This is a genomic window from Caulobacter segnis, from assembly GCF_019931575.1.
GTDB classification, from domain to species: domain Bacteria; phylum Pseudomonadota; class Alphaproteobacteria; order Caulobacterales; family Caulobacteraceae; genus Caulobacter; species Caulobacter segnis_C.
The window spans coordinates 4094735-4118978 of sequence record NZ_CP082923.1 but is presented as its reverse complement, the minus strand read 5'-3'; the positions used below and the strand labels follow the sequence as shown (position 1 = coordinate 4118978).

The 24244-nt window shown below is 69.8% G+C and carries 19 protein-coding genes and 1 pseudogene; 3 read left to right on the top strand and 17 right to left on the bottom strand.

What is annotated here, in order from left to right; genetic code table 11:
* Window positions 1-79 precede the first annotated feature (79 nt).
* Window positions 80-2272: a TonB-dependent receptor domain-containing protein gene (locus K8940_RS19030; RefSeq protein ID WP_223391630.1), complete on the top strand. Its 2193-nt coding sequence runs from the start codon at window positions 80-82 to the stop codon at window positions 2270-2272.
* 99 nt (window positions 2273-2371) lie between these two features.
* Here K8940_RS19030 and K8940_RS19025 read toward each other — a convergent pair.
* A pseudogene (locus tag K8940_RS19025) lies at window positions 2372-2674 on the bottom strand (GNAT family N-acetyltransferase); the annotation flags it as partial.
* Window positions 2675-3139: 465 nt separating this feature from the next.
* Between K8940_RS19025 and K8940_RS19020 the strand changes: the two are divergent.
* Entirely contained in the window at window positions 3140-3325 is a 186-nt protein-coding gene (locus K8940_RS19020) for a hypothetical protein (protein WP_223391629.1), read from the top strand.
* A gap of 41 nt (window positions 3326-3366) precedes the next feature.
* Here K8940_RS19020 and xylD read toward each other — a convergent pair whose 3' ends face one another.
* The 6 genes from xylD to K8940_RS18990 form a co-directional block, all read right to left on the bottom strand.
* On the bottom strand, window positions 3367-5142 hold the full coding sequence (xylD, locus tag K8940_RS19015) for a xylonate dehydratase XylD (protein WP_223391628.1): 1776 nt from the start codon (window positions 5140-5142) through the stop codon (window positions 3367-3369).
* Window positions 5135-6007, bottom strand: coding sequence for an SMP-30/gluconolactonase/LRE family protein (locus K8940_RS19010; RefSeq protein WP_223391627.1), 873 nt, complete (start codon window positions 6005-6007; stop codon window positions 5135-5137). The genes xylD and K8940_RS19010 overlap by 8 nt, the downstream gene beginning before the upstream one ends.
* Before the next feature lie 116 nt (window positions 6008-6123).
* A complete protein-coding gene (gene xylB, locus K8940_RS19005; protein ID WP_223391626.1) occupies window positions 6124-6873 on the bottom strand; it encodes a D-xylose 1-dehydrogenase in 750 nt (249 codons plus the stop codon).
* 5 nt (window positions 6874-6878) lie between these two features.
* Window positions 6879-8315: an aldehyde dehydrogenase family protein gene (locus K8940_RS19000; RefSeq protein WP_223391625.1), complete on the bottom strand. Its 1437-nt coding sequence runs from the start codon at window positions 8313-8315 to the stop codon at window positions 6879-6881.
* A gap of 22 nt (window positions 8316-8337) precedes the next feature.
* The gene (locus K8940_RS18995) at window positions 8338-9492 is read right to left on the bottom strand and encodes a fumarylacetoacetate hydrolase family protein (RefSeq protein ID WP_223391624.1); all 1155 of its coding nucleotides are present in this window, start codon (window positions 9490-9492) and stop codon (window positions 8338-8340) included.
* 304 nt (window positions 9493-9796) lie between these two features.
* A complete protein-coding gene (locus tag K8940_RS18990) occupies window positions 9797-10852 on the bottom strand; it encodes a LacI family DNA-binding transcriptional regulator (protein WP_223391623.1) in 1056 nt (351 codons plus the stop codon).
* 87 nt (window positions 10853-10939) lie between these two features.
* Between K8940_RS18990 and K8940_RS18985 the strand changes: the two genes are divergently transcribed.
* Window positions 10940-11482: a molybdenum cofactor guanylyltransferase gene (locus K8940_RS18985; protein WP_223391622.1), complete on the top strand. Its 543-nt coding sequence runs from the start codon at window positions 10940-10942 to the stop codon at window positions 11480-11482.
* Window positions 11483-11563: 81 nt separating this feature from the next.
* Here K8940_RS18985 and K8940_RS18980 read toward each other — a convergent pair whose 3' ends face one another.
* The 10 genes from K8940_RS18980 to K8940_RS18930 form a co-directional block, all read right to left on the bottom strand.
* The gene (locus tag K8940_RS18980; RefSeq protein ID WP_223391621.1) at window positions 11564-13075 is read right to left on the bottom strand and encodes a sulfite reductase subunit alpha; all 1512 of its coding nucleotides are present in this window, start codon (window positions 13073-13075) and stop codon (window positions 11564-11566) included.
* A 10-nt stretch (window positions 13076-13085) separates the two neighbouring features.
* Complete coding sequence (locus K8940_RS18975; protein ID WP_223391620.1) at window positions 13086-14075, bottom strand: FAD:protein FMN transferase; 990 nt, start codon at window positions 14073-14075, stop codon at window positions 13086-13088.
* 64 nt (window positions 14076-14139) lie between these two features.
* Entirely contained in the window at window positions 14140-15075 is a 936-nt protein-coding gene (locus tag K8940_RS18970) for a DUF4198 domain-containing protein (protein ID WP_223391619.1), read from the bottom strand.
* 8 nt (window positions 15076-15083) lie between these two features.
* A complete protein-coding gene (locus K8940_RS18965) occupies window positions 15084-15614 on the bottom strand; it encodes a DUF2271 domain-containing protein (protein WP_223391618.1) in 531 nt (176 codons plus the stop codon).
* A gap of 10 nt (window positions 15615-15624) precedes the next feature.
* On the bottom strand, window positions 15625-16254 hold the full coding sequence (locus K8940_RS18960) for a PepSY-associated TM helix domain-containing protein (protein WP_223391617.1): 630 nt from the start codon (window positions 16252-16254) through the stop codon (window positions 15625-15627).
* 146 nt (window positions 16255-16400) lie between these two features.
* A complete protein-coding gene (locus K8940_RS23905) occupies window positions 16401-18377 on the bottom strand; it encodes a PAS domain-containing protein (RefSeq protein ID WP_317847004.1) in 1977 nt (658 codons plus the stop codon).
* A gap of 111 nt (window positions 18378-18488) precedes the next feature.
* Window positions 18489-19193 carry a 2OG-Fe dioxygenase family protein gene (locus K8940_RS18945; protein ID WP_223391616.1) on the bottom strand — a complete coding sequence of 235 codons (705 nt, stop codon included), beginning with the start codon at window positions 19191-19193 and terminating at the stop codon, window positions 18489-18491.
* Window positions 19190-19579: a group III truncated hemoglobin gene (locus tag K8940_RS18940; RefSeq protein WP_223391615.1), complete on the bottom strand. Its 390-nt coding sequence runs from the start codon at window positions 19577-19579 to the stop codon at window positions 19190-19192. Before K8940_RS18940 ends, K8940_RS18945 begins: the two co-directional genes overlap by 4 nt.
* Before the next feature lie 89 nt (window positions 19580-19668).
* Window positions 19669-21576, bottom strand: coding sequence for a sialate O-acetylesterase (locus K8940_RS18935; protein WP_223391614.1), 1908 nt, complete (start codon window positions 21574-21576; stop codon window positions 19669-19671).
* A 198-nt stretch (window positions 21577-21774) separates the two neighbouring features.
* Window positions 21775-24195 (bottom strand): glycoside hydrolase family 3 N-terminal domain-containing protein, encoded by a 2421-nt coding sequence (locus tag K8940_RS18930; RefSeq protein ID WP_223391613.1) that lies wholly within the window; start codon window positions 24193-24195, stop codon window positions 21775-21777.
* Window positions 24196-24244 lie beyond the last annotated feature (49 nt).

The following is a 24244-nucleotide window of genomic DNA, read 5'->3' as shown; positions in this document are numbered from 1 at the left end:
ATTTTACACATGTACATTTTGTAATGATACCGGTGTCGGGGGCGGGGAGCCGCCGGCCGGTTCGTTCTGGGGGATTACCGTGCGCCTGAAGCTTGCTCTGTTCGCCGCCGCCACGGCGCTGCTGCCGCCGACCATGGGCCTGGCGCAGACGCCCGCCGCGCCCGCCGCCCAGACCGCGCCGAAGCCAGCGGCGAAGGACGCGCCGACGGCGGTCGAGGGCGTGACGATCCGGTCGGACTCGACGGCCATGCGCACCTCGATCGACAGCCGCAGCTACAGCGTCTCCAACGACCTGTCGGCCCGCACCGGCTCGATCGCCGACGCCCTGCGCAACGTGCCCTCGGTCGAGGTCGACGTGCGCGGCAATGTCAGCCTGCGCGGCGACGCCAACGTCACCATCATGATCGACGGCAAGCCCAGCAACCAGTTCACCGGCGAGGGCAAGGGCGACGCCCTGATGTCGATGCCGGCCGACCAGATCGAACGCGTCGAGGTGATGACCAATCCCTCGGCCGCCTATCGCCCGGACGGCTCGGCCGGGATCATCAATCTGATCACCAAGAAGACCATGAAGCCGGGGACCAGCGGCACGGTCCGCTTCAACGTCGACACCGCCGGCCGCCACAACGGCGGGATCAGCGCCACGCGCCGCAACGGCAAGCTGACCCTGACCGGCGACGCCAGCTATCGCCACGACACCCAGGACGCCCAGCAACTGATCCGGCGCGAGACCCTGGACACCGCCAGCGGCAAGTTCCTGCCCAGCACCCAGGACGCGGCCGTCGACAATGCCGGCGGCATGGTCAACCTGCGCGGCGGGCTGGACTACGACCTCGACAAGCAGAACCGGCTGAGCCTGGAGTTGCGCGGCCGCCGCATCGCCTTCGACACCGACATCGACGAGACCTATTCGGCCCTGAACGCGGCCGGCGCCCCGGCGCGGGCCTATGTCCGCAACCTGTCGGGCGACATGACCCGCGACAACGCCGCGATCAGCGGCGACTGGCGCCGCCAACTGAGGGGCGCCGACCACCTGCTGACCACCCATCTGGAGTACGAGGTCACCGACTTCCAGCGCGACGGCGACGCCGTGACCCGCAACACCCCCGGCGCCACCGTCTACGAGCATGTCGGCCTGGGCGTCGACCAGGAGCGCGCCAACTTCAAGCTGGACTACACCAAGCCGCTGCCCAAGGACGTCAAGCTGAAGACCGGCGTGGACTTCGAGCTGTCCAGCAACGACTTCACCAACTTCGGGGCCAGCGGCGCCACAGCGGCAGGCCTCGTGACCGATCCGGCCCGCACCAACCGCTATGTCTACGACCAGGACGTCTACGCCGCCTATGTCACCTACGAGCGGCCGTTCGGCGACTTCACCGTGCAGGGCGGCCTGCGGGCCGAGCAGGTCCAGATCGAGCTGAACGACGTGACCCACGGCCTGAAGGCCGACAACAGCTATTTCAAGGTCTATCCGACCCTGCACACCGGCTATCGGCTGAGCGACAGCCAGAGCCTGAGCGCCAGCTTCAGCCGCCGCGTCCAGCGCCCGGGGGCCCAGGACCTGCATCCGTATCGGGTCTATATCGACCCGTACAACTACCGGCAGGGCAACCCGAACCTGAAGCCGCAGATCACCGACTCCTACGAGCTGGGCTGGCAGTACCGGAAGGGGCCGACCACCTACCTGGCCACGGCCTATTTCCGCGACATCCGCGACGGCGTCACTGACGTGGTCAGCGACCTGGGGAGCGGCGTCTTCCTGACCACCCGCGAGAACCTGGGCAAGGGCCGCACCACCGGGCTGGAACTGGTCGCCAATGGCCGCCTGACCAAGGCCCTGACCTATAACCTCAGCGGCAACGTGTTCCAGAACGAGATCGACGCGGCCAATCTGGGCTTCGCCGGCGCGCGCTCGAAGATGACCATGTCGGGCCGCGCCAACCTCAACTGGCAGGCCACGCCCAAGGACTTCTTCCAGGCCAACATCTTCAGCTCGGGCAAGCGGCTGACCCCGCAGGGCTATCGCGAGCCGTTCAAGATGCTGAACCTCGGCTACCGCCGGAAGGTCAACGACAAGCTCTCGTTCGTGGTCACGGCCCAGGACGCCGCGGACTGGGCCCGCGAGGTCATCGTCACCGAGACCCCGACGCTACATGATCGTACGCGGCGCATCGCCAACATCCGGTCGGTGTTCTTTGGGTTCAGCTACGCCTTCGGGGGCGGCAAGCCGCGGCCCGAACAGTTCGACTTCAGCGCGGGCGGCCCAAGCTGAGGCCTCGTTCGACAGCCGCTTCTCGTAGCGCCAGATCCTGAGCGGGTACCAGCCGCCCGGGATCTCCGTCGGTATGGTCTGGATCCGGGTCCTAGACCAGCCGGCCTTCTCGTAGAAGCGCGCGGCGCGCAGGTTGCCGACCGCGCAGGCCAGCCAGGGCCGGGTGACCCCGGCCTCCAGCAGGCGCTCCTCGGCGTCGGCCATCAGCAGGGCGGCGACGCCCGCCCCGCGCGCCTCCTCGTCCACGTAGAGCTGGTTCAGCTCGTCGCCCTTGATCAGGTGGAAGCCTAGTGGGGCGCCGGCGGGACCCGTGACGCGGACGCGGGGCAGGGCGACGGCCAGGCGGTCGATGAAGCTCTCCTGTGTGCGCCGGGTCACCAGGGCGCTGTCGACATGCGCCATGTGGCCGTCTCGCCAGCCCTGCCACCAGAGGCGCGCCAGGGGTGCGAAATCCATGATCTGGGCAGGCCGGACGCTCATGGCCGCCTCCGCTGGGCGGATGCCGCGAGGGTGGGGGCTGGAAATCTCGAAAACACTACTATTGCGGGTTTTTGCGTGGCGATCTCGGCCGGAAAGCTTGGCCATTCGCGAGATTCTTCGAAGGTCATGTCGAGTGCAACGTGCTGTTTGCGTTATGAAAAGACGCCTACATTGAACGTCGTTATACGCTGCGTCGCGCGTTCAACCTACACAAGAATTTCGCAATCGTTTGCCGATTTTTTAAGGATTACTTAACCATTTCTGTAATGGTCATTTTTCTTTACTTCGCCGCGCGGGCGACGGGACTGTTCGGCCGGGGAGACGGTCAAGCTGCCACGTTGAGGCCATCTTGAACGTCGAGGCTGCGGGCTGGAGTCGAGCGTTCTCATGGCCGAGCAGAGCAGACAATTGACGATCCGCCGCTACGGCGACCGCTGGGCGATCGCGGTCGGCGACGAGGTCGTGCTCGTCTCGCCTTCGCGCCGCGCCGCCGAGAACGTGGTGGCGACGGCCAACGAAGTGCTCGAGCAGAGCGGCATCGACCCCGAACGGCGCTCGTTCGGGGAAGACTAAGAAAAAAGCCCCCGGAGCGATCCGGGGGCTTTTTGTCGATGTCAGTGATTGTGCCGCGGCAGCTTGGCGGCCAGGTCCTGGTACTTGACCGCGAACTCCAGCACCCCGCCGGTCTCCAGCTGGCCGGTGTGGGCGCGGTAGATCTCCTGCCAGGGCGTCATGGTCTCCGGCACGGCCGGGATCCCTTCCTTGCGGCGCTCGGCGATCGTCGCCTCGTCCACCAGGGCGTCGCAGCGGCCGGTGTTGATGTCGATGCGGATGGTGTCGCCGGTGCGCAGCCACGACAGGCCGCCGCCGATGGCGCTTTCCGGCGAGGCGTTGAGGATCGAGGGGCTGTCGGCGGTGCCCGACTGGCGACCGTCGCCCAGCGTCGGCAGGCTCATGATGCCCTTCTTCAGCAGGTGATCCGGCGGCTGCATGTTCACGACCTCGGCCGAACCCGGCCAGCCGATCGGACCCGCGCCGCGGATCACGAGGATGCAGCTCTCGTCGATGTTTAGGGCCGGGTCGTTGATCCGGTGGTGATAGTCGTCCGAGCCGTCGAACACGATGGCGCGGGCCTCGAACACGCCTTCCTGGCCCGGCTTGGACAGGTAGCGTTCGCGGAAGTCGGCGCCGATGACGCTGGCCTTCATGATCGCGAAGTCGAACAGGTTGCCCTTCAGCACCAGGAAGCCGGCCTTCTGCGCCAGCGGCTCCGCGTACGGGAAGATCACCTCGCGGTCGCTGGTTTCGCGACCCTGCAGGTTCTCGGCCATGGTCTTGCCGGTCACCGTCAGGACGTCGCCGTGCAGGCGGCCCTGCTGCAGCAGCTCCCACAGCACGGCGGGGGCGCCGCCGGCCCGGTGGAAGCGCTCGCCCAGGTACTTGCCGGCCGGCTGCATGTTGACGATCAGCGGGATGTCGTAGGCCGCCCGCCAATCGTCGGCGGTGACCTCCAGGCCCGCGTGCCGCGCCATGGCCGCGATGTGCGGTTGGGCATTGGTCGAGCCGCCGGCCGCCGCCACCAGGGCGATGGCGTTCTCGAAGGCCTTCTTGGTCAGGATGTCCTTGGGCTTGATGTCCTCATAGGCCAGGTCGACGATGCGCTGGCCGGTCTTGTAGGCCATCTGGCCGCGCTCGCGGTACGGGGCCGGGATGGCCGCGCAGCCGGTCAGCGACAGGCCCAGGGCCTCGGCCACGGCGTTCATGGTCGAGGCCGTGCCCATGGTGTTGCAGTGGCCGGCCGAGGGGGCCGACGAGGCCGCGCGCTCGATGAACTCTTCCTCGGTGATCTCGCCGGCCGCCAGCTTGCGACGCGAGCGCCAGATCACCGTGCCCGAGCCGACCAGCTCGTTCTCGTGCCAGCCGTCCAGCATCGGACCGCCCGAGAGGACGATGGCCGGGATATTGACCGTGGTGGCGGCCATGATGCCGGCCGGGGTGGTCTTGTCGCAGCCGGTGGTCAGGACGACGGCGTCGATCGGATAGCCGTGCAGGGTCTCGACGAGGCCGAGGTAGGAGAGGTTCCGGTCCAGCGCCGCCGTCGGACGACGGCAGTTCTCGAAGATCGGGTGGACCGGGAACTCCATGGGAATGCCCCCGGCGTCGCGGATCCCGTCGCGCACTCGCGTCACCAGGTCGAGGTGGATGCGGTTGCACGGCGAGATGTCGCTGCCGGTCTGGGCGATGCCGATGATCGGTTTGCCGCTTCGCAGCTCCTCCGGCGTGATCCCGTAGTTCATGAAGCGCTCCAGATAGAGCGCGGTCATGTCGATGTGGTCGGGGTTATCGAACCAATCGCGGGACCGGAACCGGCGGGGCGTGCGATCAGGCAAGGCGGACCTCGTGCTGGGGTTGGCCCGCGATATTGACCCCGATAGCGAACAGGCCGCCGGCCAGCGGATACTGGGCCAGGGTCTCGTCGCTGAGGCCCTTGCGGGCGGTGGTGATGTAGAGAGTCTTCAGGTCGGGGCCGCCGAAGGCGACCTTGGTGACGTTGGGCGCGGGGACGTCGATGCGGCCCACGATCTCGCCGGCCGGCGAGACGCGGATCACGCCGGCGCCGCCCCAGAGGGCGATCCAGAGGCAGCCCTCGGAATCGACCACCGTGCCGTCCGGATAGATGTCGTCGCCCAGCTTCACGTTCACGAAGGCGCGCTTGTTCGACAACGTCCCGTCCGCGGCCAGGTCATAGGCCCAGACGGTCTTTTCCAGGGTGTCGGTGTGGTAGAAGGTCTTGCCGTCCGGCGAGACGCAGGGGCCGTTGGTGATGCAGATGTCCTTGTCCATCCGCGCCACGCCCTCGGCGTCCATGCGGTAGAGCGAGCCGGTCTTGGTGAACTCGCCGTCGTGCATGGTGCCGAACCACAGGCGGCCCTCGGCGTCGACCGTGGCGTCGTTGGGACGGTTGTCCAGCGCCGGATCCTCGACCTGGACCAGGGGCTGGAGCGCGCCAACCGCTGGCTGGAAACGGTGCAGGCCGCTCTTCAGGCCGACCACGAAGCCCTGGCGTTGGCTCAGCGGGGCCACGAACGTCACCTGTTCCGGCGTGTCGAAGCTGAACGCTTGGCCGTTCGACGGGTCGTAGCGGTGGATCTTCTGGCCCTTGATGTCGACGAACCAGACGGTGTCGCCGTACCAGATCGGGCCTTCGCCCAAGGTCGCCTTCACATCCCAGACGCAGGTAGGGGTAGCGGTCATGTGCTCTTCTCGAATTGTCATCCCGGCGTAGCGGCCAGCCGGAACCGTCGAAGCAAGCGCCTAGCACGGTCCCGACGCGGCGCGCTACGCCTTGCCGGGCGACAGCGTCTCAAAGCCTACCGCCAGCCCGCGTCGATCCAGTACTCGTGACCGGTGCAGAGCGAGGCGTCGTCCGAAGCCAGGAACAGCACCAGCGCGGCGACGTTCTCGGGGACCAGGCGGCCCTTCAGGCACTGGGCCTTGACGATCTCTGCCTCGCCTTCCGGGGTGTACCACTTCTCCTGGCGCTTGGTCTTGACGTTGCCCGGCACCACGCAGGTGACCCGGATGTCGTCGGGACCCAGCTCCCGGGCCAGGGCCCGGGTCATGCCCTCGATGCCGGCCTTGGCGGTTTCGTAGAGGACGAGGTCCTCCAGGCCCAGGTGCCAGCTGATCGAGCCGAAGTTGATGATCGCCCCACCGCCGCGCTTGGCCATGCCGGGCGCCACGGCCTGGGCCGCGAACACCATGTGGCGCAGGTTCACGCCGATGCGGTTGTCCCAGTACTCGGGCGTCAGGTCGCTCAGGCTGTGACGGTCGTCGTTGCCGGCGTTGTTGACCAGCACGTCGACGTCGCCGATCTCGGCGAAGACCGCCTTCAGCGCGGCCAGGTCCATCAGGTCGCAGCGCTTGTAGACCGGCGCGATCGCCGCGTCCTTCGACAGCTCGGCGACCAGGGCTGTGGAATCCTCGTCGACGATGTCGAGGAAGATCACCTCCGCGCCCTGGCGCACGAAGCCGGCGACGAGGCCGGCCCCGATGCCCGAGCCGCCGCCGGTGATGACGACGCGCTTGCCCTTCAGGCTGGGATAGATGGCTGAGGACATGCTGCTCACGACCACGAGTAGGAGGTTTTGGTCTGGGTGAAGAACTCGACCGCGGCGAAGCCCTGTTCGCGCGCGCCGTACGAGCTGCTCTTCGTGCCGCCGAACGGCACGTGGTAGTCGACGCCGGCCGTGGCCAGGTTGACCATGGTCATGCCGGCCTTGGCGTGACGCTGGAAGTGGCGGGCGTATTTCAGCGAGGTCGTGGCGATGCCGGCCGACAGGCCGAACTCGACGCCGTTGGCGATCTCCAGGGCTTCCTCGTACGACCCGACGCGGATGGTCGAGGCGACGGGGCCGAAGACCTCCTCGTTGTTGATCCGCATGCCGGCTTGCGTGTCGGCGATCAGGGTCGGCTGCACGTACCAGCCCGGATTGTCGAGCTTCAGGCGATCACCGCCGGTGACCAGGCGGCCGCCTTCGCCCTTGGCGATGTCGATGTACTTGTAGCTCGTCTCCATCTGGTCTTCGGAGACGGCCGGGCCGATCTGGGTGTTCGGGTCCAGAGCGTCGCCCACGCGCAGGGCGGCGACCTTCTCGGCCAGCAGGGCCACGAACTTGTCGTGAATGCCGTCCTGGACGATCAGGCGCGAACTGGCGGTGCAGCGCTGGCCGGTGGCGAAGAACGAGCCGTCCAGGGCGATGGCGACGGCGCGTTCCAGGTCGGCGTCGTCCAGGACGATCAGCGGGTTCTTGCCGCCCATCTCCAGCTGCACGCGGGCCTGGCGGGCCACGGCGGCGGCGGCCACCTGGGCGCCTACGCCCTGCGAGCCGGTAAACGAGACGCCATCGACGTCCTTGTGCTTGATCAGGGCGTCGCCCATCGAGCCGCGGCCGAACAGCATGTTGAACACGCCGGCGGGGGCGCCGCTTTCCTGGAAGATGTCGGCCAGCACGTTGGCGGTGGCCGGGGTCGGGCCGGCCGGCTTGATCACCACGGTGTTGCCGAAAGCCAGGGCCGGAGCCGCCTTCCAGGCCGGGATGGCGATCGGGAAGTTCCAGGGCGTGATCAGGCCGAACACGCCGACGGCCTGGCGATAGGTCTGGACCTCGACGCCCGGACGGGTGCTTTCCAGGTTCTGGCCGTGGCGGCGCAGGGCCTCGCCGGCGAAGTACTTGAAGATGCGGCCGGCGCGGACGGTCTCGCCGATACCCTCGGCGACGGTCTTGCCTTCTTCGCGGGCCAGGAGCTTACCGATGTCGGCGCTGCGGGCGATGATGGTCGAGCCGACCTTGTCCAGCAGGTCCGAGCGGACTTCCGGCGAGGCTTCCGACCAGCTGGGGAAGGCCTTCCTGGCGGCGTCGACGGCGGCGTCGACCTCGGCCTGGCCGCCCATCGGCACCTTGGCGACGACGTCGTTGGTGTTGGACGGGTTCAGGCTCTCGGCGGGGGCGTCGGCGGCGACGCGTTCGCCGCCGATGTAGTGGCGCAGGGTGTCGGTCATCGCCGAGCTCCTTCGATCTGGATTAGAGGAGGCCGCGGCCGGCCAGGTTGCGGATCAGGGCCGAGATGCCGAACGTCCACGGCTGGGCCTTGTCGCAGGTGGTGACTTCGTTCTCGAGCACGCCCAGCTTGGGGGTCGAGACGCGGACGCGGTCGCCGACCTTGTGGGTGAAGCCCTGGCCCGGCGCGTCGCGGTCCTGGATCGGGGCGAACATGGTGCCCAGGAACAAGGCAAAGCCGTCCGGATACTGGTGCTGCTTGCCGAACGCCTGGCCGGCCAGCACGGCCGGGTCCCGGCTGATCAGGCTCATGTTGCTGTGACCGTCGAGCACGAAGTTGTCGCGGCCGGTGATCTTCAGCTCGACCTCGGCCGAGCGGACGTCGTCCAGGGCGAAGGTCTCGTCGAACAGGCGGAAGAACGGGCCGATGGCGCAGGAGGCGTTGTTGTCCTTGGCCTTGCTGAGCAGCAGGGCCGAGCGGCCTTCGAAGTCGCGCAGGTTGACGTCGTTGCCCAGCGCGGCGCCGCGGATCTGGCCCGAACCGTCGCACAGCAGCACGACTTCCGGCTCGGGGTTGTTCCAGTGGCTGTCATAGCGGACGCCGACATGATCGCCCCAGCCCATCGAGGACAGGGTCGGGCCCTTGGTGAAGATCTCGGCGTCGGGGCCGATGGCGACCTCGAGGTACTGCGACCACAGGCCGTCCTTGATCAGGGTCTGCTTCAGGCGCTCGGCGCCGTCCGAGCCCGGGTTCACGCTCTTGAGGTCGCCGCCCATGCTGGCCGACAGCTGTTCGCGGATCTTCAGGGCGGCGGCGGCGTCGCCGCGCGCGCGCTCCTCGATCACCCGTTCCAGGGTCGAGACGGCGAAGGTCACGCCGGCGGCCTTCAGCACCTGCAGGTCGACGGGGGCCAAGAGCTTCACGGCCGCGGCGCCGTCGGCGTCTTCCCAGACGGGCCGGATGTCGAGGGCTTCCAGCGGACCCTTGTCCTCGCCGCGCGGGATCGTGGCGCCGGGGCCGTAGGCGTTCATCAGGTCGGCAACGGTGGGAGCGATCTTGGAGACGTCCTCGACGCGGCCGCCGCGCACCAGTACGGGCGTCGGGCCCTCGCCGAAGTCGATGCGGCCCAGCAGGGTCGCGTCTTTCCAGTCTTCCGGAAGGAATTCACTCACGCCCACGGCGTCGTCTCCCCTGTGTCGAGCGTCTCAAGGCTGCCGCTACGGTCGGCGGCGCTCGTTCGTCGGAGACTTGGTAGCGCTAACATGCGGGGACGGCAAGCGCGTTGTCAGACCAATTTCGGTGAGGCGCTGAACAATCCCTCTCTCTAGAGAGAGGGAGGGGCCCGCCGCGAAGCGGTGGGAGGGTGAGTGGTTACGCTCTCACCGTTTTTTCCCGAGGCCGAGCCCAGGTCTGAACCGTCTTACCCACTCACCCTCCCACGCCTTCGGCGCGGGCCCCTCCCTCTCTCCATGAGAGAGGGTTTTACTCGCTTACCGGCCCGCTCGAATCCCGCACGATCAGCGTGTGCGGGTGCATCAGCTGCCGGGGCTCGCCGCCGCCGTCGCGGTGGCGGCGGATTTCCTCCAGCACCAGGTCCACGGCGGCGCGGGCCATGGCGGCGATCGGCTGGTGGACGGTCGTCAGCGCCGGCCAGATGTTGTCGGCGATCGAGGTGTCGTCGAAGCCGACGATCGAGATGTCGCCCGGCACGTCCAGACCCAGGCGATGGGCCAGGCCCGCGGCGGCGGCGGCCATGTCGTCATTGCCGGCGAAGATCGCCGTCGGGCGCGGCTCGACGCCCAGCAGCCGCTCAGCCGCCTCCAGGCCCGAGCGATAGGTGAAGTAGCCCTGCTCGACCCGGATGTCCTCCATCGGGATCCCGGCGGCCTTGAGGGCGGCCATGAAGCCGTCCAGGCGCTGCTGGCTGACGGTCTGGTTCGGGTGGCCCTTGATGAAGCCGAAGCGCTTGTGGCCCAGGCTCAGCAGGTGCTGGGTCAGTTCGAAGGCGGCGGCTTCGTTGTCGATGCGGATCGTGGCCATGTCGCTGCTGGCCATGCCGGGCGCGACGGCCACGGCGGCCGCGCCGGCGGCCTTCACCTCGGCCAGGACCTGGGGCGACTCGCACAGTGGCGGGGGCAGGATCAGGCCGTCGACGCCGGTCTTTAGCAGGCGGGCCAGGGTGGCGCCGGCCAGCTCGGGCTCGGCGCACTTCTCGATGACGATCTGGGCCCCGGTGCGGCTGCTCTCGTCCAGCGCCCCGACCAGGAATTCCGACAGGTAGCCGGTCGAGGGATTGTCGTAGAGCAGGCCGATGCGGAACGGGGCGCTGCCGGCCAGGCTGCGGGCGGCGGGGTTGGGGGCGTAGTTGAGGTCGGCGATGGCCTTCTCGACCAGGGCCCGGGTCTCTTCCTTGACCGTGCTCTCGCGATTGATCACCCGCGACACGGTCATCGGCGACACGCCCGCGCGGGCGGCCACGTCACGGATCGTGGCGCTCTGGGTCGTACGACGACGCTGGCGCTCGGCAGGCTGGCTCATTCTTTTTCCGTCCCTTTGCGGGCCGGACACTAGACCGCTTCGGGTAGAGCTTGGAAGAGCAGCGGGAAATCCTGCTAAGACCGCGACATGGCTTCTCTCGGCGCGATCATCCTGTGCGGCGGCGGCTCCCGGCGGATGGGGCGCGACAAGGCGCTGCTCGACTGGGACGGGCGGCGGGCGGTGGACCGGGTCGCGGATCTGGCGCGGGCGGTCGGGGCCGAGGCGCTGGTCACCGCCGGCGCGGATCTCGGCCTGCCCTGGGTTCCGGACGACGAGGCCGGCGCGGGCCCGGTCGGCGGCGTGCTGGCCGGCGCCGCGGCGCTGGGGACCACGCGGCTGCTCGTGCTGGCCGTGGATGCGCCGACGATGACGCCCGAGGACCTGGCCCCGTTGCTGGCGGCGGGCGGCTACTACGAGGGGCTGCCCGTGCCGATGGTGCTGGATGCGGGCGCGATCCCTGCCGAAGCCGATGCCGGCTGGCCGCTGCGGCGGTTCGTGGAGCGGGCGGGACTGGCGAGCTTGCCGGTACCGGAAGGCGCGATGGGGCGTCTGCGGGGAGCGAATACGCTGGAGGAATTCAAAGCCCTCACCAAAACCGCTCATCCCCGCGAAAGCGGGGATCCAAGCTGAGCGAGACTTTGGTGCGCGGCGCTTGATGGCCAACACCGCTCGGGTCCCCGCTTTCCCGGGGATGAGCGGAACTTATGGGGTTCAGTACACGTCCCGCCGATACCGTCCTTCGTCCGTCAGACGCTCGAGCACATCGGCCCCCAGCACCTCGACCAGGGCTGTGTGGACATCGCGCGACATGCCCTCCAGCGAACCGCAGACATAGATCGCCGCGCCGTCGGCGACCCACTGCCGCAACGAGTCCGCCGCCGCGCGCAGGCGGTGCTGGACGTAGATCCGGTCGGCCTGGTCGCGGGAGAAGGCCAGATCCAGGCGCTCCAGCACGCCGTCGGCCTTCCAGCCCTCGATCTCGGCGTGGTGGAAGTAGTCGTGAGCGCGGGTCCGCTCGCCGAACGCCAGCCAGTTGCGGCTCGCGCCCGCGACGGCGCGGGCCTTGAGGTGGGCGCGCAGGCCGGCCAGGCCCGTACCCGAGCCGATCAGGATTAGCGGCCGGGCCTTGTCGGGGCCATGGAAGCTTCGGTTGGTCCGCACCCGAGCGTCGATCGCCTGGCCGACCTCGGCGAAGCGGCACAGCCAGCCCGAGCCCAGGCCCGGCTGGCCGTCGGCGCGCGGCGTCAGGCGGACGATCAACTCGACCCCGCCGTCGGACGGCAGCGAGGCGATCGAGTATTCGCGGTGCGGCAGGGCGGTCAGGCGCTCGGCGATGGCCTCGACCGGCAGGCCGCTCAGGGCTTCCAGGTCGTGCGGCAGGCGCAGGCCTGCGAGCGTCTCGGCGGCGGCGGCGGCGGCGGGCAGGCCGAGGGCTGCTATCAGGGCGGCGACCTCGCCGGGGTTGTTGCGCGGGCCGATCTCCAGGATGTCGCCGGCCTGCCAGGTCGCGCCGTCGGTGGGGGCGAGGCGCACGTGCCAGGCCTCGCCGCCGGGGCTGCCGGGGTTCAGCAAGGTCCGCTCGGTGAGGGTCCAGCGGCCGTAGGCGGGGCGGCTCCAGTCGGGCGCGTTGGTCACGCCGGTCAGGAGGCTGAGCTGCCCTTGCCAGTGGCGCAGGGCGGCCGGGTCGCCGTCGTCGACCTCGACCCGGTCGAACAGCGGTGAAGCTCCCGATCGCGCCAGCCAGGCGTCCAGCGAGCGGCCGAAGGCGCAGAACGCGGCATAGGTCGAGTCCCCCAAGGCCAGCACGCCGTAGCGCAGGGCCGAAAGGTCGACCCCGTCCTTCATCACGTCGCGGATGAAGGCGCGGGCCGGGTCGGGGGCGTCGCCCTCGCCGGTAGTGCTGGCCACGAACAGGGCGCGGCCGGTGAGGTCGGCGGCGGTGACGGCGCCAAGTTCGCGCAGGGTGACGGGCGCGCCGGCTTCGGACAGCGCCTTGGCGGTGGCGCTGGCCAGTTCCTCGGCGAAGCCGGTCTGGCTGGCATAGGCGACCAGCACGGGCTCGCCGGCGCCGCGCGACAGGGCCTCGGCCTCGCGACGGGCGGCGGCGCGGCGCAGGGCCTCGCGCGCGGCGATCCCCGCGCAGAACAGGGCGTAGACCCCAGTCACGGCGCCGGCGGCGATCAGGCGGCGGGTTTCGGGCGAGAAGGCTTCGAGGGCGAACATCACTCTGGCATCAGTCCAGCATCGCCCGCAGGGCCGGCGACAGGCGCTCCTCCAGGCCGGAAGCGCCTCGGCTGACGATCAGGGCGGCCAGATCGTGGGCGGCGGCGAAGGCCAGGGCGGCGTCCGGGGCCATGACGGTCAGGGCCGTGGCCCAGGCGTCGGCGCTCATGCAGTCCCTGGCCAGCACGGTGACGCTGACGGTGGGGGTCTTGCTGGGCGCGCCGGTGGCCGGATCGAGGGTGTGGGCGTAGCGGCGGCCGTCGTGGTCAAAGAACCGGCGGTAGTCGCCCGAGGTGGCGACGGCCAGATCGTGCAGGGCGACGAGCGTCTGCTCTGAATCATTGGCGGTCGGCGGGCGCTCCAGCTCCACCCACCAGGGCTGGCCGTCGGGCTTGGCGCCCACGCCGCGCAGTTCACCGCCGACCTCGACGAGGTAGCTCTTCACGCCGGCCCGATCGAGGGCGGCGGCGGCCTGGTCGACGCCGAAGCCCTTAGCGATGCCGTTGAGATCCAGCTTCAGGCCGCCCGGCTGGAACAGGGCGTCGCCATCCAGCGTCAGGCGCTTCCAGCCGCCGGCGCCACGCAGGACGGCGAGGTCGGCGGGAGCCGGCGGCTCCCCGGAAAAGGGACGCGGACCGAAGCCCCACAGGTCGACCAACGCCCCCAGGGTCGGGTCGAACGCGCCGTCGCTGGCCTCGGCCACGTCGATCGCGCGGCGCAGCACCGTGACGGTCGCGACGGGCAGTGGCGTCCAACTACCGGCCGGGCTGTGATTGTAGCGGGACAGGTCCGACAGCGGCTCCCACGGGCTCATCTCGCGCACCACGGCGTCGAGGGCGCGCTGGACCATGGCTTCGAGGGCTGGGAGGTCGGCGGTGGCCGGCAGCACCGCCTTGGCCGACCAGGTCGTCCCCATGGTCGCGCCGCCGAACGCGCGCACGGTCCCGCCGACGGGACGGGCAGGCGGCGTGGTCAGGGCGGGGACGAGGACGCGGGGCATTCTTTTCAACAACAAAAGCCGTGTCATCCCGGGTTCGCCGCCCGGGATGACACGGTATTTTCGACTACGGCCGCTGGGCTTCGATCACGGCGGTGAAGCCGGCGCTGTAGCCGTCGCCGGTCAGGGGCTGGGCCGGGCCTTGCTGGCCGCCGCCCATGCCGGGCATGCCGCCCATCCCGCCGCCGGGACCGCCCGCGCCGGGCGCGCCGCCCGGAGCACCCGGACCCCCGGGGCCGCCCGGACCACGGCCCGGCATGGCGCCGGTGCGGACCGAGGCGTTGATCCAGTACATGCCGGCTTCCGGCAGGGTGAACTTCACGACGCCGTCGGGGCCGGTCTTGACCTTGATGTCCGGGCGCGGGCTGTAGCGCGAGCCGCCCTCGGCGATCGTCACCTCCAGGTCGGCGGCGGGCTTGCCGTCGAGCAGGAACTTGAAGCTGGCGGCCTCGCCGGCGACCAGGTCGTTGGGGTGGGTGATCGGCGACAGCTCCAGGCCCTTGCCGGTCGGCTTGAAGACGTCGGTCGTCGGCTTGTCGCGGGTGACATAGACCTCGTTGCGATTGAAGCTCTTGATCGTCTTCAGGTCGGCGGCGCCGGCCGGAACCTGCTTGGCGAAGTCCTCGGCGCTGCCGCGAAAGCGCTTGACCTCGCCGTTCTCGGTGTAGCTGGCCATCACGCTCTGGCTGGCCGTGCCGATCTTCCAGGTGCCCGGCTTGGTCAGGGCCACGTCGAAGGTCGAGCGGTACTTGCCGGTGGCGCCGTTCTGGATCTTGTCGACCGAGCCGTCGGGGGCGGTGGCGACGACGCCGTCCAGCCGCATGGCGTTGTGGTCGGGATAGAACAGCTCGTTGGACACGGCCGCGTCGAACGTCACCCAGACGTCGCCCGACAGCACGGTGGCCGACGGCACGATCCAGCCGCGGTGGGCCGAGGCGGTCATCGGCAAGGCGAGGGCCACGCCGACAGCGGCGACGGCGAGTAGGCGCTTCTTGAAGGTCATGGCTTTTCTCACTTCACGGAAACGGTGACGGCGCCCAGCTCGGACGCGCCCTTGGCCGAAGCCGGTTTGCCGGGCTTGCCCCCCATTTGGCCCCAGGTGAACGGGACGCGGACGGCCTCGTGGCCGCCGACTTCGCGGGCGGCCTCGACAACCAGGTTGTAGGCGCCGGGCTTGAGGTCCTTCAGCGCGCCCTTCGAGCCGGCGAAGACCAGCTTCTGCGGGCCCGGCGCGCGGGTGGCGCCGCTGATCCCGTCGGCGGGGAAGCTCATTTCGCGGCCGGCCTTGCGCCACCACTGGCGCATGTCCTTCAGCCACTTGGCGCCTTTGTCCTCGCGGTTGTCGGCGTCGTACCAGACGGCCAGGGTGCCGGCGGCGGTGCTGTCGGCCGGGTTCTCGATCCAGATGGCCACGTAGGGCTTATGGTACTCGGCCACCGTCAGCTTCGGCACCTCGACGGTGACGTTCAGGTCGGCGGCGAGCGCCGGGGCGCCAGCGACGGCCGCGCCAGCGAAGGTGAGCAGGGAGATCGAACGCTTCACGGGGTCTGCCTCAAAGGTGGACGAACAGGATGACGAGAAGGACGGGGGCGGCCAGGCCCAGCCCGACCAGGGGCCAGGTCAGCGGCCGGGCGCGGGCGTGGAACTGCAGCAGGATCAGGCCGGTGACCGTGAAGATCACGCAGGCGGCGGCGAACACGTCGATGAACCAGCTCCAGGCCTTGCCGGAATTGCGGCCCTTGTGCAGGTCGTTGAGCAGGGAGATCACGCCGCGCGTGGTCTTCTCGTGCTCGACGGCGCCGGTCTCGCGGTCGATCGAGACCCAGGCGTCGCCGCCTGGACGGGCCAGGGCGACATAGACCTCGTCGGCCGACCACTCGCCCTCGCGGCCCGCGACGTCGGCGCCGACGGCCTTGTCGAGGAACGGCTCCAGCTGGATGGGCAGGGGGCGCTTGCCCTCTTCCGGGCCCCTGGCCAGCAGGGCCATCAGGTCGGGCGGCAGGGTCGCCTTGCGCGACACGACCACGGGCTTGGCCTCGATCTGGCCGGCATGGTTCAGGGTGATCCCGGTGATCGCGAACAGCAGCATGCCGATCAGGGACACGGCCGCGCTGATCCAGTGCCACTGATGCAGCTGTTTCAGCCAGAAGGAGCGTCGGTGCTGATCGGCGGCGGATTTCACGAGGACGAGCGTAACCTTGGCGAGGAGAAGCTCGTCCTTACTTGAGAACGAGTTGCAAGTTCAAGCTCTATCGAGCGGACTTGGCGCGGGCGGCGCTTTTTCAATCACGCGGCGACATGTCAGCGGCGTGTCGGCGTGTTGCGGGTTTATTGCGCGACGACCGGCGCGCCGCGCGCCAGGGCGCCCAGCAGGGCGCTGGCCGCGACGGGCTTGCGCAGGACCGGACCGTCGTCGACGTCGGGCTCCTGGTAGCCGGTCAGGTAGACGAACGGGATCCGGCGGCGGGCCAGGGCCTTGGCCACCGGCGTGATCGGCCGGCCGCCCAGATTGACGTCCAATAGGGCGCGGTCGATCGGCTGGTCGTCCAGCAGGTTCAGCGCCTCCTCGATCGTGCCGGCCGGGCCCACGACCTTGGCGCCGGCGGCGGTCAGCACGCGGGTCAGCTCCATGGCCACGACCGCCTCGTCCTCGACGATCAGCACGCGTTGGTCGCGCAGGGCGGGGTTGTCCTCGACCGCGAGGCCGGGGCGATAGGCGGGCGTGCTCTCGGCCGCCCGGGCCTGGGCGCCCTTCAGGATGTCCAGCCGAACCTTCAGCCCTTGCGGCCGCCAGATCAGCTCGACCCGGCCGCCCAGTTGCTTGACCGCGCTCTCGATCAGGGTCGAGCCGAAGCCGCGGCGGGCCGGGGCGTCGACATGGACGCCGGCGTCCTCGCGCCAGATCAGGTTCAGCGCCTCGCCCGCGCCCCCAGTGGCGCCCCAGGTCCAGGTCACGCTCAGCCGGCCCAGCGGTCGCGAGAGCGCGCCGTACTTGCTGGCGTTGGTGGCCAGTTCGTGGATCACCAGCGCCAGGGACTGGGCGGCCTGGGCGTCGATCAGGGCCGGCGGGCCCTCGATCGTCACCTGATCGCCGCCCTGGCCGTCTCGGCACCCGCCATAGGGATCCAGCTCCAGCCGCAACAGATCGTGCAGGTCGACGCCGCTCCAGCGGCCGGTCGACAGCAGGCTGTGGGCCCGGGCCAGCGAGCCGATGCGGCCCGACAGCGCCTGGACGTATTGGTCCTTGTGCTCGAACGGGGTCAGCTGGGCCAGCGACTGGACGACGGCGAGCACGTTCTTGGCGCGGTGGTCGACCTCGCGGATCAGCAGGCGCTCGGTCTCCTGGGCGCGCTTGAGGGCCTGGTCCGAGCGGGCCCGCTCGCTGGCGGTCCAGATCAGCTCTGCGGCGTCCGAGACGAAGGCGATCTCGTCGGGGGCGAAGGCGCGCGGCGCGTCGTGGCAGACGAACAGATAGGCCGACAGCTCGCCGGACTTGATCAGCGGGATGGTCATGAAGGCGCGCACGCCGACGGCGGCGTAGGCCTCCAGGGCGTCGACGCCGCTGGTGCGCTCGTCCAGGGCCACGTCGCCGATGGCCAGGGTGCGGCCCGCGCGCAGGTCGGCGCTCATCGGGGCGCCGAAGTCCTCGAGGCGGAACCGCCGGCCCTTCATCGGGACGACGCCGCTTCCGGCGCGACCGTCGTCGGCCACGATGACGGCCACCCCGTCCTCGTCCAGCTCGGCGTAGCCGGCGCGGCCGACGCCCAACTGCTCGGCCAGCATGCGCGCCGCGGTCTTGGCGATGGCGACGGGATCGGCCTCGTCGCGCAACTTCTGGCCCAGGTCCAGCAGGGCGCCGCGGCGGCGCTCGCCGGCCAGCATCCGCTCCAGCTCGGCGGCGGCCTTCTTGCTCTCGGAAATGTCGGTGACCAGCACGTAGTAGCCGGGGACCTCGCCGTCGCGGGCGATGTCGGGCACGTACTGGGCCTCGACATGGCGCAGCCCGGCGTCCTGGTAGTTGACCTGGCCCTCGAAGACGACGCTCTCGCCGGCCAGGGCGCGGGCCACGTGATGGCGCAGCCGGCCATAGGCCTCCTCGCCGAGCACCTCGACCAGGGTCTTGCCCTCGATCTGCGAGCGGTCGACGCCGAACCAGCGCTCGTAGGCCCGGTTGACGAAGCGATAGCGCTCCTCGCGATCGACATAGCTGATCAGGATCGGCACCGCGTCGGCCATGGCGCTGGAAAAGACGGCGCGTCTCTCCAGGGGCGGATAGGACGGCAGGGCTTGGTCGTCTCGAGACATGTCGACGGACGCTCAATCCTACGAGGGCGCTGAAGCCTCACCGTGGCACGTCGTGATCACAGTCCAAACGGTAAACGGCTGCGACAAGCGGTCGCAGCAACAACCCGCGCGTCAGTCGGCCGAAGACTCGCGCCGATAGGTGACCACCAGGACGTCGCGAATGGCCGGGGCGGCGGGGTCCAGCGGCCGGATCGCGGTCACGCCGTGCAGCACGCGGTGGTCGTCCAGGAACACCGCGTCGCCGGGCGCGGTCAGGGTGAAAGAGCCCAGGCTGGTCCCGTCCGGCGCGAAGACGTCGGTGACGCCGCTGTCGACGTTGCGGCGGTCCACCAGCATGACGATCACCCAGTCGACGCCGTCGCGGTGCGCGCCCTCGGGCGTGGGCAGGCCCTGCTCGCCGGCCCGGGCCTCGATGCGGAACTGGTGCAGCTCGACGTGCCACGGCTGGTCCGAGGCGGGCGACAGCGGGTGGAAGAGGGCTAGGCCCGCCTGGATCACGCCGCGCGTCACCGGATGCTCGGCGATCGCCTCGGTGACGGGCTCGAACCAGCGCTGCACCCCGCCGTTCAGCGGGTTGTAGTCACGGCTCTGCCAGTGCGGCTGGTGCGGCTTGCGCGCGACGCCCTCGGGCGTGGCGGCGAAGGCGGCGAACCTGCGGCGGCGATAGCGGCCGCCGTCGGCCATGAAGGTGTCCAGCCCCAGATCGTTCCAGCTGTCGGCGAAGGCGTCCCAGGCGGCGACGGCCTCGGGTCCCAGCAGGGCCCGGGTCTCGTCGGCCTCGAAGCGGACGAAGCCATCCTTGGCCAGATCGCTCAAGCGACCGCGTCCGGCTTGAAGAACAAGCCGAGCTTCAGGCTGGCGGCGATGCGCTCGGCCTTCTGGCCGACGATGGCCGCGCGCGGGGCGTCGAACAGCTCGACGCAAGTCTGATGGAACAGGTTCAGCCAGGGCGTGAACAGGCCCTCGGTCAGGGCAGGGATCTTCTGGTGGACCACCATCGGCTGGCCCTTGTAGCGGCCCGAGGTGTTCAGCACCGACGACCAGAAGTCCTTCAGCATCGCCAGGTGCGCCGGCCAGCCGTCCTCGCCGACCGCCTCCTCGAAGATCGGACCCAGGCGGTGGTGCCGGCGGACGCGTGCGTAGAAGGTCTCGACCAGGCGGTCGATCTCGTCATCGGTGAAGAGGGGCGGGGGAACGGCCATGGTCGGAACATGGGACTTTCGGCCCCGCGACTGAACCCCGCGCGGATCAAACTTCACTTCGAATTCTTACTTAAGGGGGGCGGGCGGACCTAGTTCACCTCGATCTCGAACGGCCCCGCGGGCAGGCCCGCCGCGTCGAACAGGTTGAACACCGGGCTGTCGGCCCAGGCGAAGCGGACCTTGGTCCCCGCGCCCGCCAGCACCACGGTCGAGCCGTCGATCCGCCCGTCGACCCAGCGGCAGGCCGCGTCGCACAGCTCGAAGCCGATCACGCGGTCGGATTGGCGCGCGACCAGCCGGCCGCCGCCGACCTGGGCGAAACTGACCACGACGGTGTCGCCGCTGCGTTTGGCCGAGACGACCTCGGGCCCGGTGGTCACGGCCTCGCCGTACAGGCGGCGGGCGGCGAGGGCCAGGCGGCGGCCGACCTCCTGCTTGTTACCGGGGTGGATGTCGTAGGGATCGCCGATGTCGTGGGTGACCGCCAGGCCGGCGTGACCGTCGGCGGCGACGGCGCGGCGCTGGGCGTCGCGCAGGGCGGCGGTGGGCGCGGGGCCGGGCCGCTCGGCGAAGGCGCCGTAGTTGGCCAGCTGCACCACCAGGAACGGCAGGGCGGCGGCCTGGCCCTGGCGGCGCTCTGCCATCAGCGCCTGCAGCAGTGGGGCGTAGGTCTGGTCGCGGCCGACATTGGTCTCGCCCTGGTACCAGGCGACGCCCGCATAGGCGTAAGGCCCCATGGGCGCGAGCATGCCGTTGTAGAGGGTCGAGACGCCGGCCAGGGTGTCCCACGGCGCGCGGGGCGGATCGACGCCGATGCGGGGCTCGATGCGGTATGTCCAGGCAGCCAGCGGCAGGCGTGTCCCGTCGGCCAGGGTCAGGGCCCGCTTGGCCGGATCGCCGTACATGCCGCCATTCGCGTAGGTGTCGTAGGCCGCGACCACGATCGTGTTCTTGCCGGCCTTCAGCGTTCCGGCCGCCAGCGGATAGGACCGGTCCAACCACGAACCCGAGGTCGCGCCTATGCCCGCGCCGTTGACATAGGTGGTGTCCATCTCGTCGACCTGGCCGACGGTCAGGGTGGCGGCCTGCTTGGCCTGGGCGGCGGTCAGCGTCACCTCGGTCTTGAACCAGACCACGCCGTTGAAGTCGGCCAGGGCCGGGACGCCCCAGCGTTCCCAGACGCCCAGGCCTTCGGGCGCGGCGGTCCAGGCGCCGGCGCCCGTCCAGGGCGCGGTCGGCGTCTCGCCCGGATGCTTGGCGCCCCACCAGTTCTTCATCGTCTCGCCCCACAGCCGGTTGGCGGCGACGGGGTCCTTGATCGAGAGGTCCAGGGTCTGGATGGCGATGTCGTAGCCGCCGACCTTGTGCAGGGCGGCGGGCGTCAGCCAGGCCTCGATGCCCGATCCGCCCCACGAGGCGTGGACCAGGCCCAGCGGAACCTTGCGCGTCTTCTGCAGCTCGCGGGCGAAGTAGAAGCAGCTGGCCGAGAAGCCGCCGACGGTGTCCTTGTTGGTCGGCTTCCAGACGGGCGGCTTCTTGTAGTCGGCGGCGGGCGCGCGGCCGTCGGCCTTCTCGATCGTCGCCATGCGGATGGTGTCGTTGGGCGCGCCGTTGTTGATCTGGTTCCAGGCGTCGCCCGAGGCGCCGACCTGCATCTCCATGTTCGACTGGCCCGAGCACAGCCAGACGTCGCCGACCAGCACGTCGCTGGCCGTGGCGCTGGCCGAGGGCGTGGAGGCGGCGATGGTATACGGGCCGCCGGCGGGCGTGGCCGGGAAGTCGACACGCCAGGCGCCGTCGGGGCCGGCCTTGGCGCTCAGGGTCTGGCCGGCGAAGGACGCGGTGACCGTCTCGCCCGGCTTGGCGGTTCCGAACACGGGCAGGGGCCGGTCGCGCTGGACCACGGCGTGGTCGGAGAACAGGCCGTTCAAGAGAGACTGGGCGGCGGCGGGCGAGGCGGCGAGGGCGGCCAGCAGGATCGGCAAGGCGCGGCGCATGGGTGTTCTCCTCCGTCCGCCTCTCTTGGGCGGTATCACTTAACTCCGTTTCCCCGGCGAAAGCCCGGGGCCAGATTCATCCTGAGCGGTTTGGGAGGGCCCGCCTACAGCTTTGGCAAGTTCCCTTAAGCTCTGGGTTCGATCTGGGCCCCAGCTTTCGCCGGGGAGATCGGATTTTTGGAAGTGCTGAGCGTGGCCTCACGCCACCGTCAGCGTCGCCGTCTTCAGGTCCACCGAGTTCGGACCCACCAGGATCTTGAAGTCGCCCGGCTCGACCACGCGCTTCATGTCCAGGTTCCACATCCACAGGTCCGACGGCTTGATCTCGAAGCTCACCGTGGTCTTGGCGCCGGGGGCCAGGGTCACGCGCTTGAAGTGCTTCAGTTCCAGCACCGGACGGGTCACCGAGGCGGCCTCGTCGTGGATGTAGAGCTGCACCACCTCGTCGCCGGCGACCTTGCCGGTGTTGGCCACGTCGACCTCGACCTTGACGGTCTCGCCCTGGCCGATCCTGGCCTTGGCCAGGCGCGGGGCCGAGATGTCGAAGGTGGTGTACGACAGGCCAAAGCCGAACGGGTACAGCGGGCTGGTGTCGCCCAGCAGGTAGCCCCGGCGGGCCGTGGGCTTGCGGTTGTAGTAGATCGGCAGCTGGCCGACGTCGCGGGCGATGCTGACCGGCAGCTTGCCGCCCGGATTGGCGCGGCCGAACAGCACGTCGGCGGCGGCGTTGCCGGTCTGCTCGCCGAGGTACCAGCCCTCGATGATGGCGTCGGCGCGCTGGGCCAGCAGGTTGATCGACAGCGGACGGCCGTTCAGCAGGAACACCACCGTCGGCTTGCCCAGGTCGAAGATCGCCTTGGCCAGATCGTTCTGCTGGCCGATCAGATCCAGGCTGTCGCGGTCGCCCAGGTGCGTGTCGGCCCAGGCCTCGCGGCTGGTCTGCTCGTTGTCGCCCAGCACCATCACGACGACGTCGGCGTTCTTGGCGACCGCGACGGCCTCGGCGATCAGCTTGGCGTTGACGGCCGGGTCGACCAGCTTGACCTCGTCCTGCGCCCAGATGCGCGACTCCGTGATCCGCACGGCCTCGGCGTAGTCCAGGGCGAAGCCCTGCGCCTTGGCCTCGGCGGTCAGGCCCTCGTGGATCGAGACCACGTGGCGCGGGATGTCGGAATAGCCGCCGATCGGGGTGTCCTTGGCGTGCGTGCCAAGCAAGGCGACGCGTTTGACCTTCTTGCCGTCCAGCGGCAACAAGCCCTTGTCGTTCTTCAGCAGGACCACGGCCTTGCGGGCGGCCTCGCGGGCCAGGGCGACGGCGTCGGGCGTGGCCGTCTTGGCGTCGGCCGTCTTCTCGTCGCAGTAGGGGTTCTCGAACAGTCCGCCCTCGAACTTCATGGTCAGGACGCGGGCCACGGCGGCGTCGATCTCGAACTGCGGGATGCGGCCGGCCTTCACCAGTTCGGGGATCAGGGCGTAGGCCTCGCCGTCGGGCAGCTCGACGTCGACGCCGGCGTGCATGGCCATCACCGCCGTCTCGCCGAGGTCGGCGGTCAGCTTGTGGCGGGCGATCAGCTCCTTGATCGCGAAGTAGTCGCTCTGGATCGAGCCCTTGTAGCCCCACTCCTCGCGCAGCACCTTGGTCAGCAGCCAGCGGTTGGCGTGCGAGGGGACGCCGTCGATCTCGTTGTAGGACGGCATGACCGCGCGGACCGGCAGCTCGGTCACCGCCCGTTCGAACGGCGGGAAGAAGTTCTCGCGCAGGGTGCGCTCGGCGATCTGGGCAGGGCCGACATTGGTGCCGTTCTCGGGCTGGCCGTGGCCGGTCATGTGCTTGAGGGTGACGAAGACCTTGTCCTTGGCCAGCGGCAGGGTGGTCCCCTGGAAGCCGCGAATGGCGGCCAGGCCGATCTCGGCGCAGACGTGCGGGTCCTCGCCATAGGTCTCCTCGATGCGGCCCCAGCGCGGGTCGCGGGCCACGTCGACCACGGGCGCCAGCGCCAGGTTCGAACCCCGGGCGCGCATCTCGCGGGCGGCGACGGCGAAGATCTTCTCGGTCAGCTCGGGGTCGAAGGTCGAGGCCAGGGCGATGGCCTGCGGGAAGCTGGTCGCGTCGCGGGCGACATAGCCGTGCAGGGCCTCGTCGTGCATCAGCAGCGGGATGCCCAGGCGCGTCTTCTCGACGGCCCACTTCTGGGCGGCGTTGGTGTAGCGCGCGGTTTCCTTGGCGTTGCGGTTGACCGCGCCGTCGTCGGCGCCGGCGGCCGCGTCGACCACGGTGGCGGGCTTGAGGCCCTTGCGGTCGGACGGGCGCGAGATCTGGCCCAGGCCGTTGGGGAAGTTCTTGCTGGCTTCTTCCGGCGAGAACTCGCCCTCGGGGGTCTGGATCTTGGCCTTGGTCAGCCAGATGCCGATCAGCTGGGCGGCCTTCTCTTCCAGCGTCATGCGACCCAGCAGGTCCCGGACGCGGGCGTCGATCGGCTGGGCCGGATCCTTGTAGAGCGGCTTGTCGCCTGAGGTCTTGGCGGCCTTCTCGGCGGCCTGGACCAGGCCCGGCATGGCGGCGGCCGAGAGGGCGGCGAGGCTCGCGCCGAACAGGCGGCGGGTGAGGGTGGTGGTCATCCTGGTGTTTCCCCGAGGCTGCGCAATGGCGTTGGCGGCTCTCAAGGGC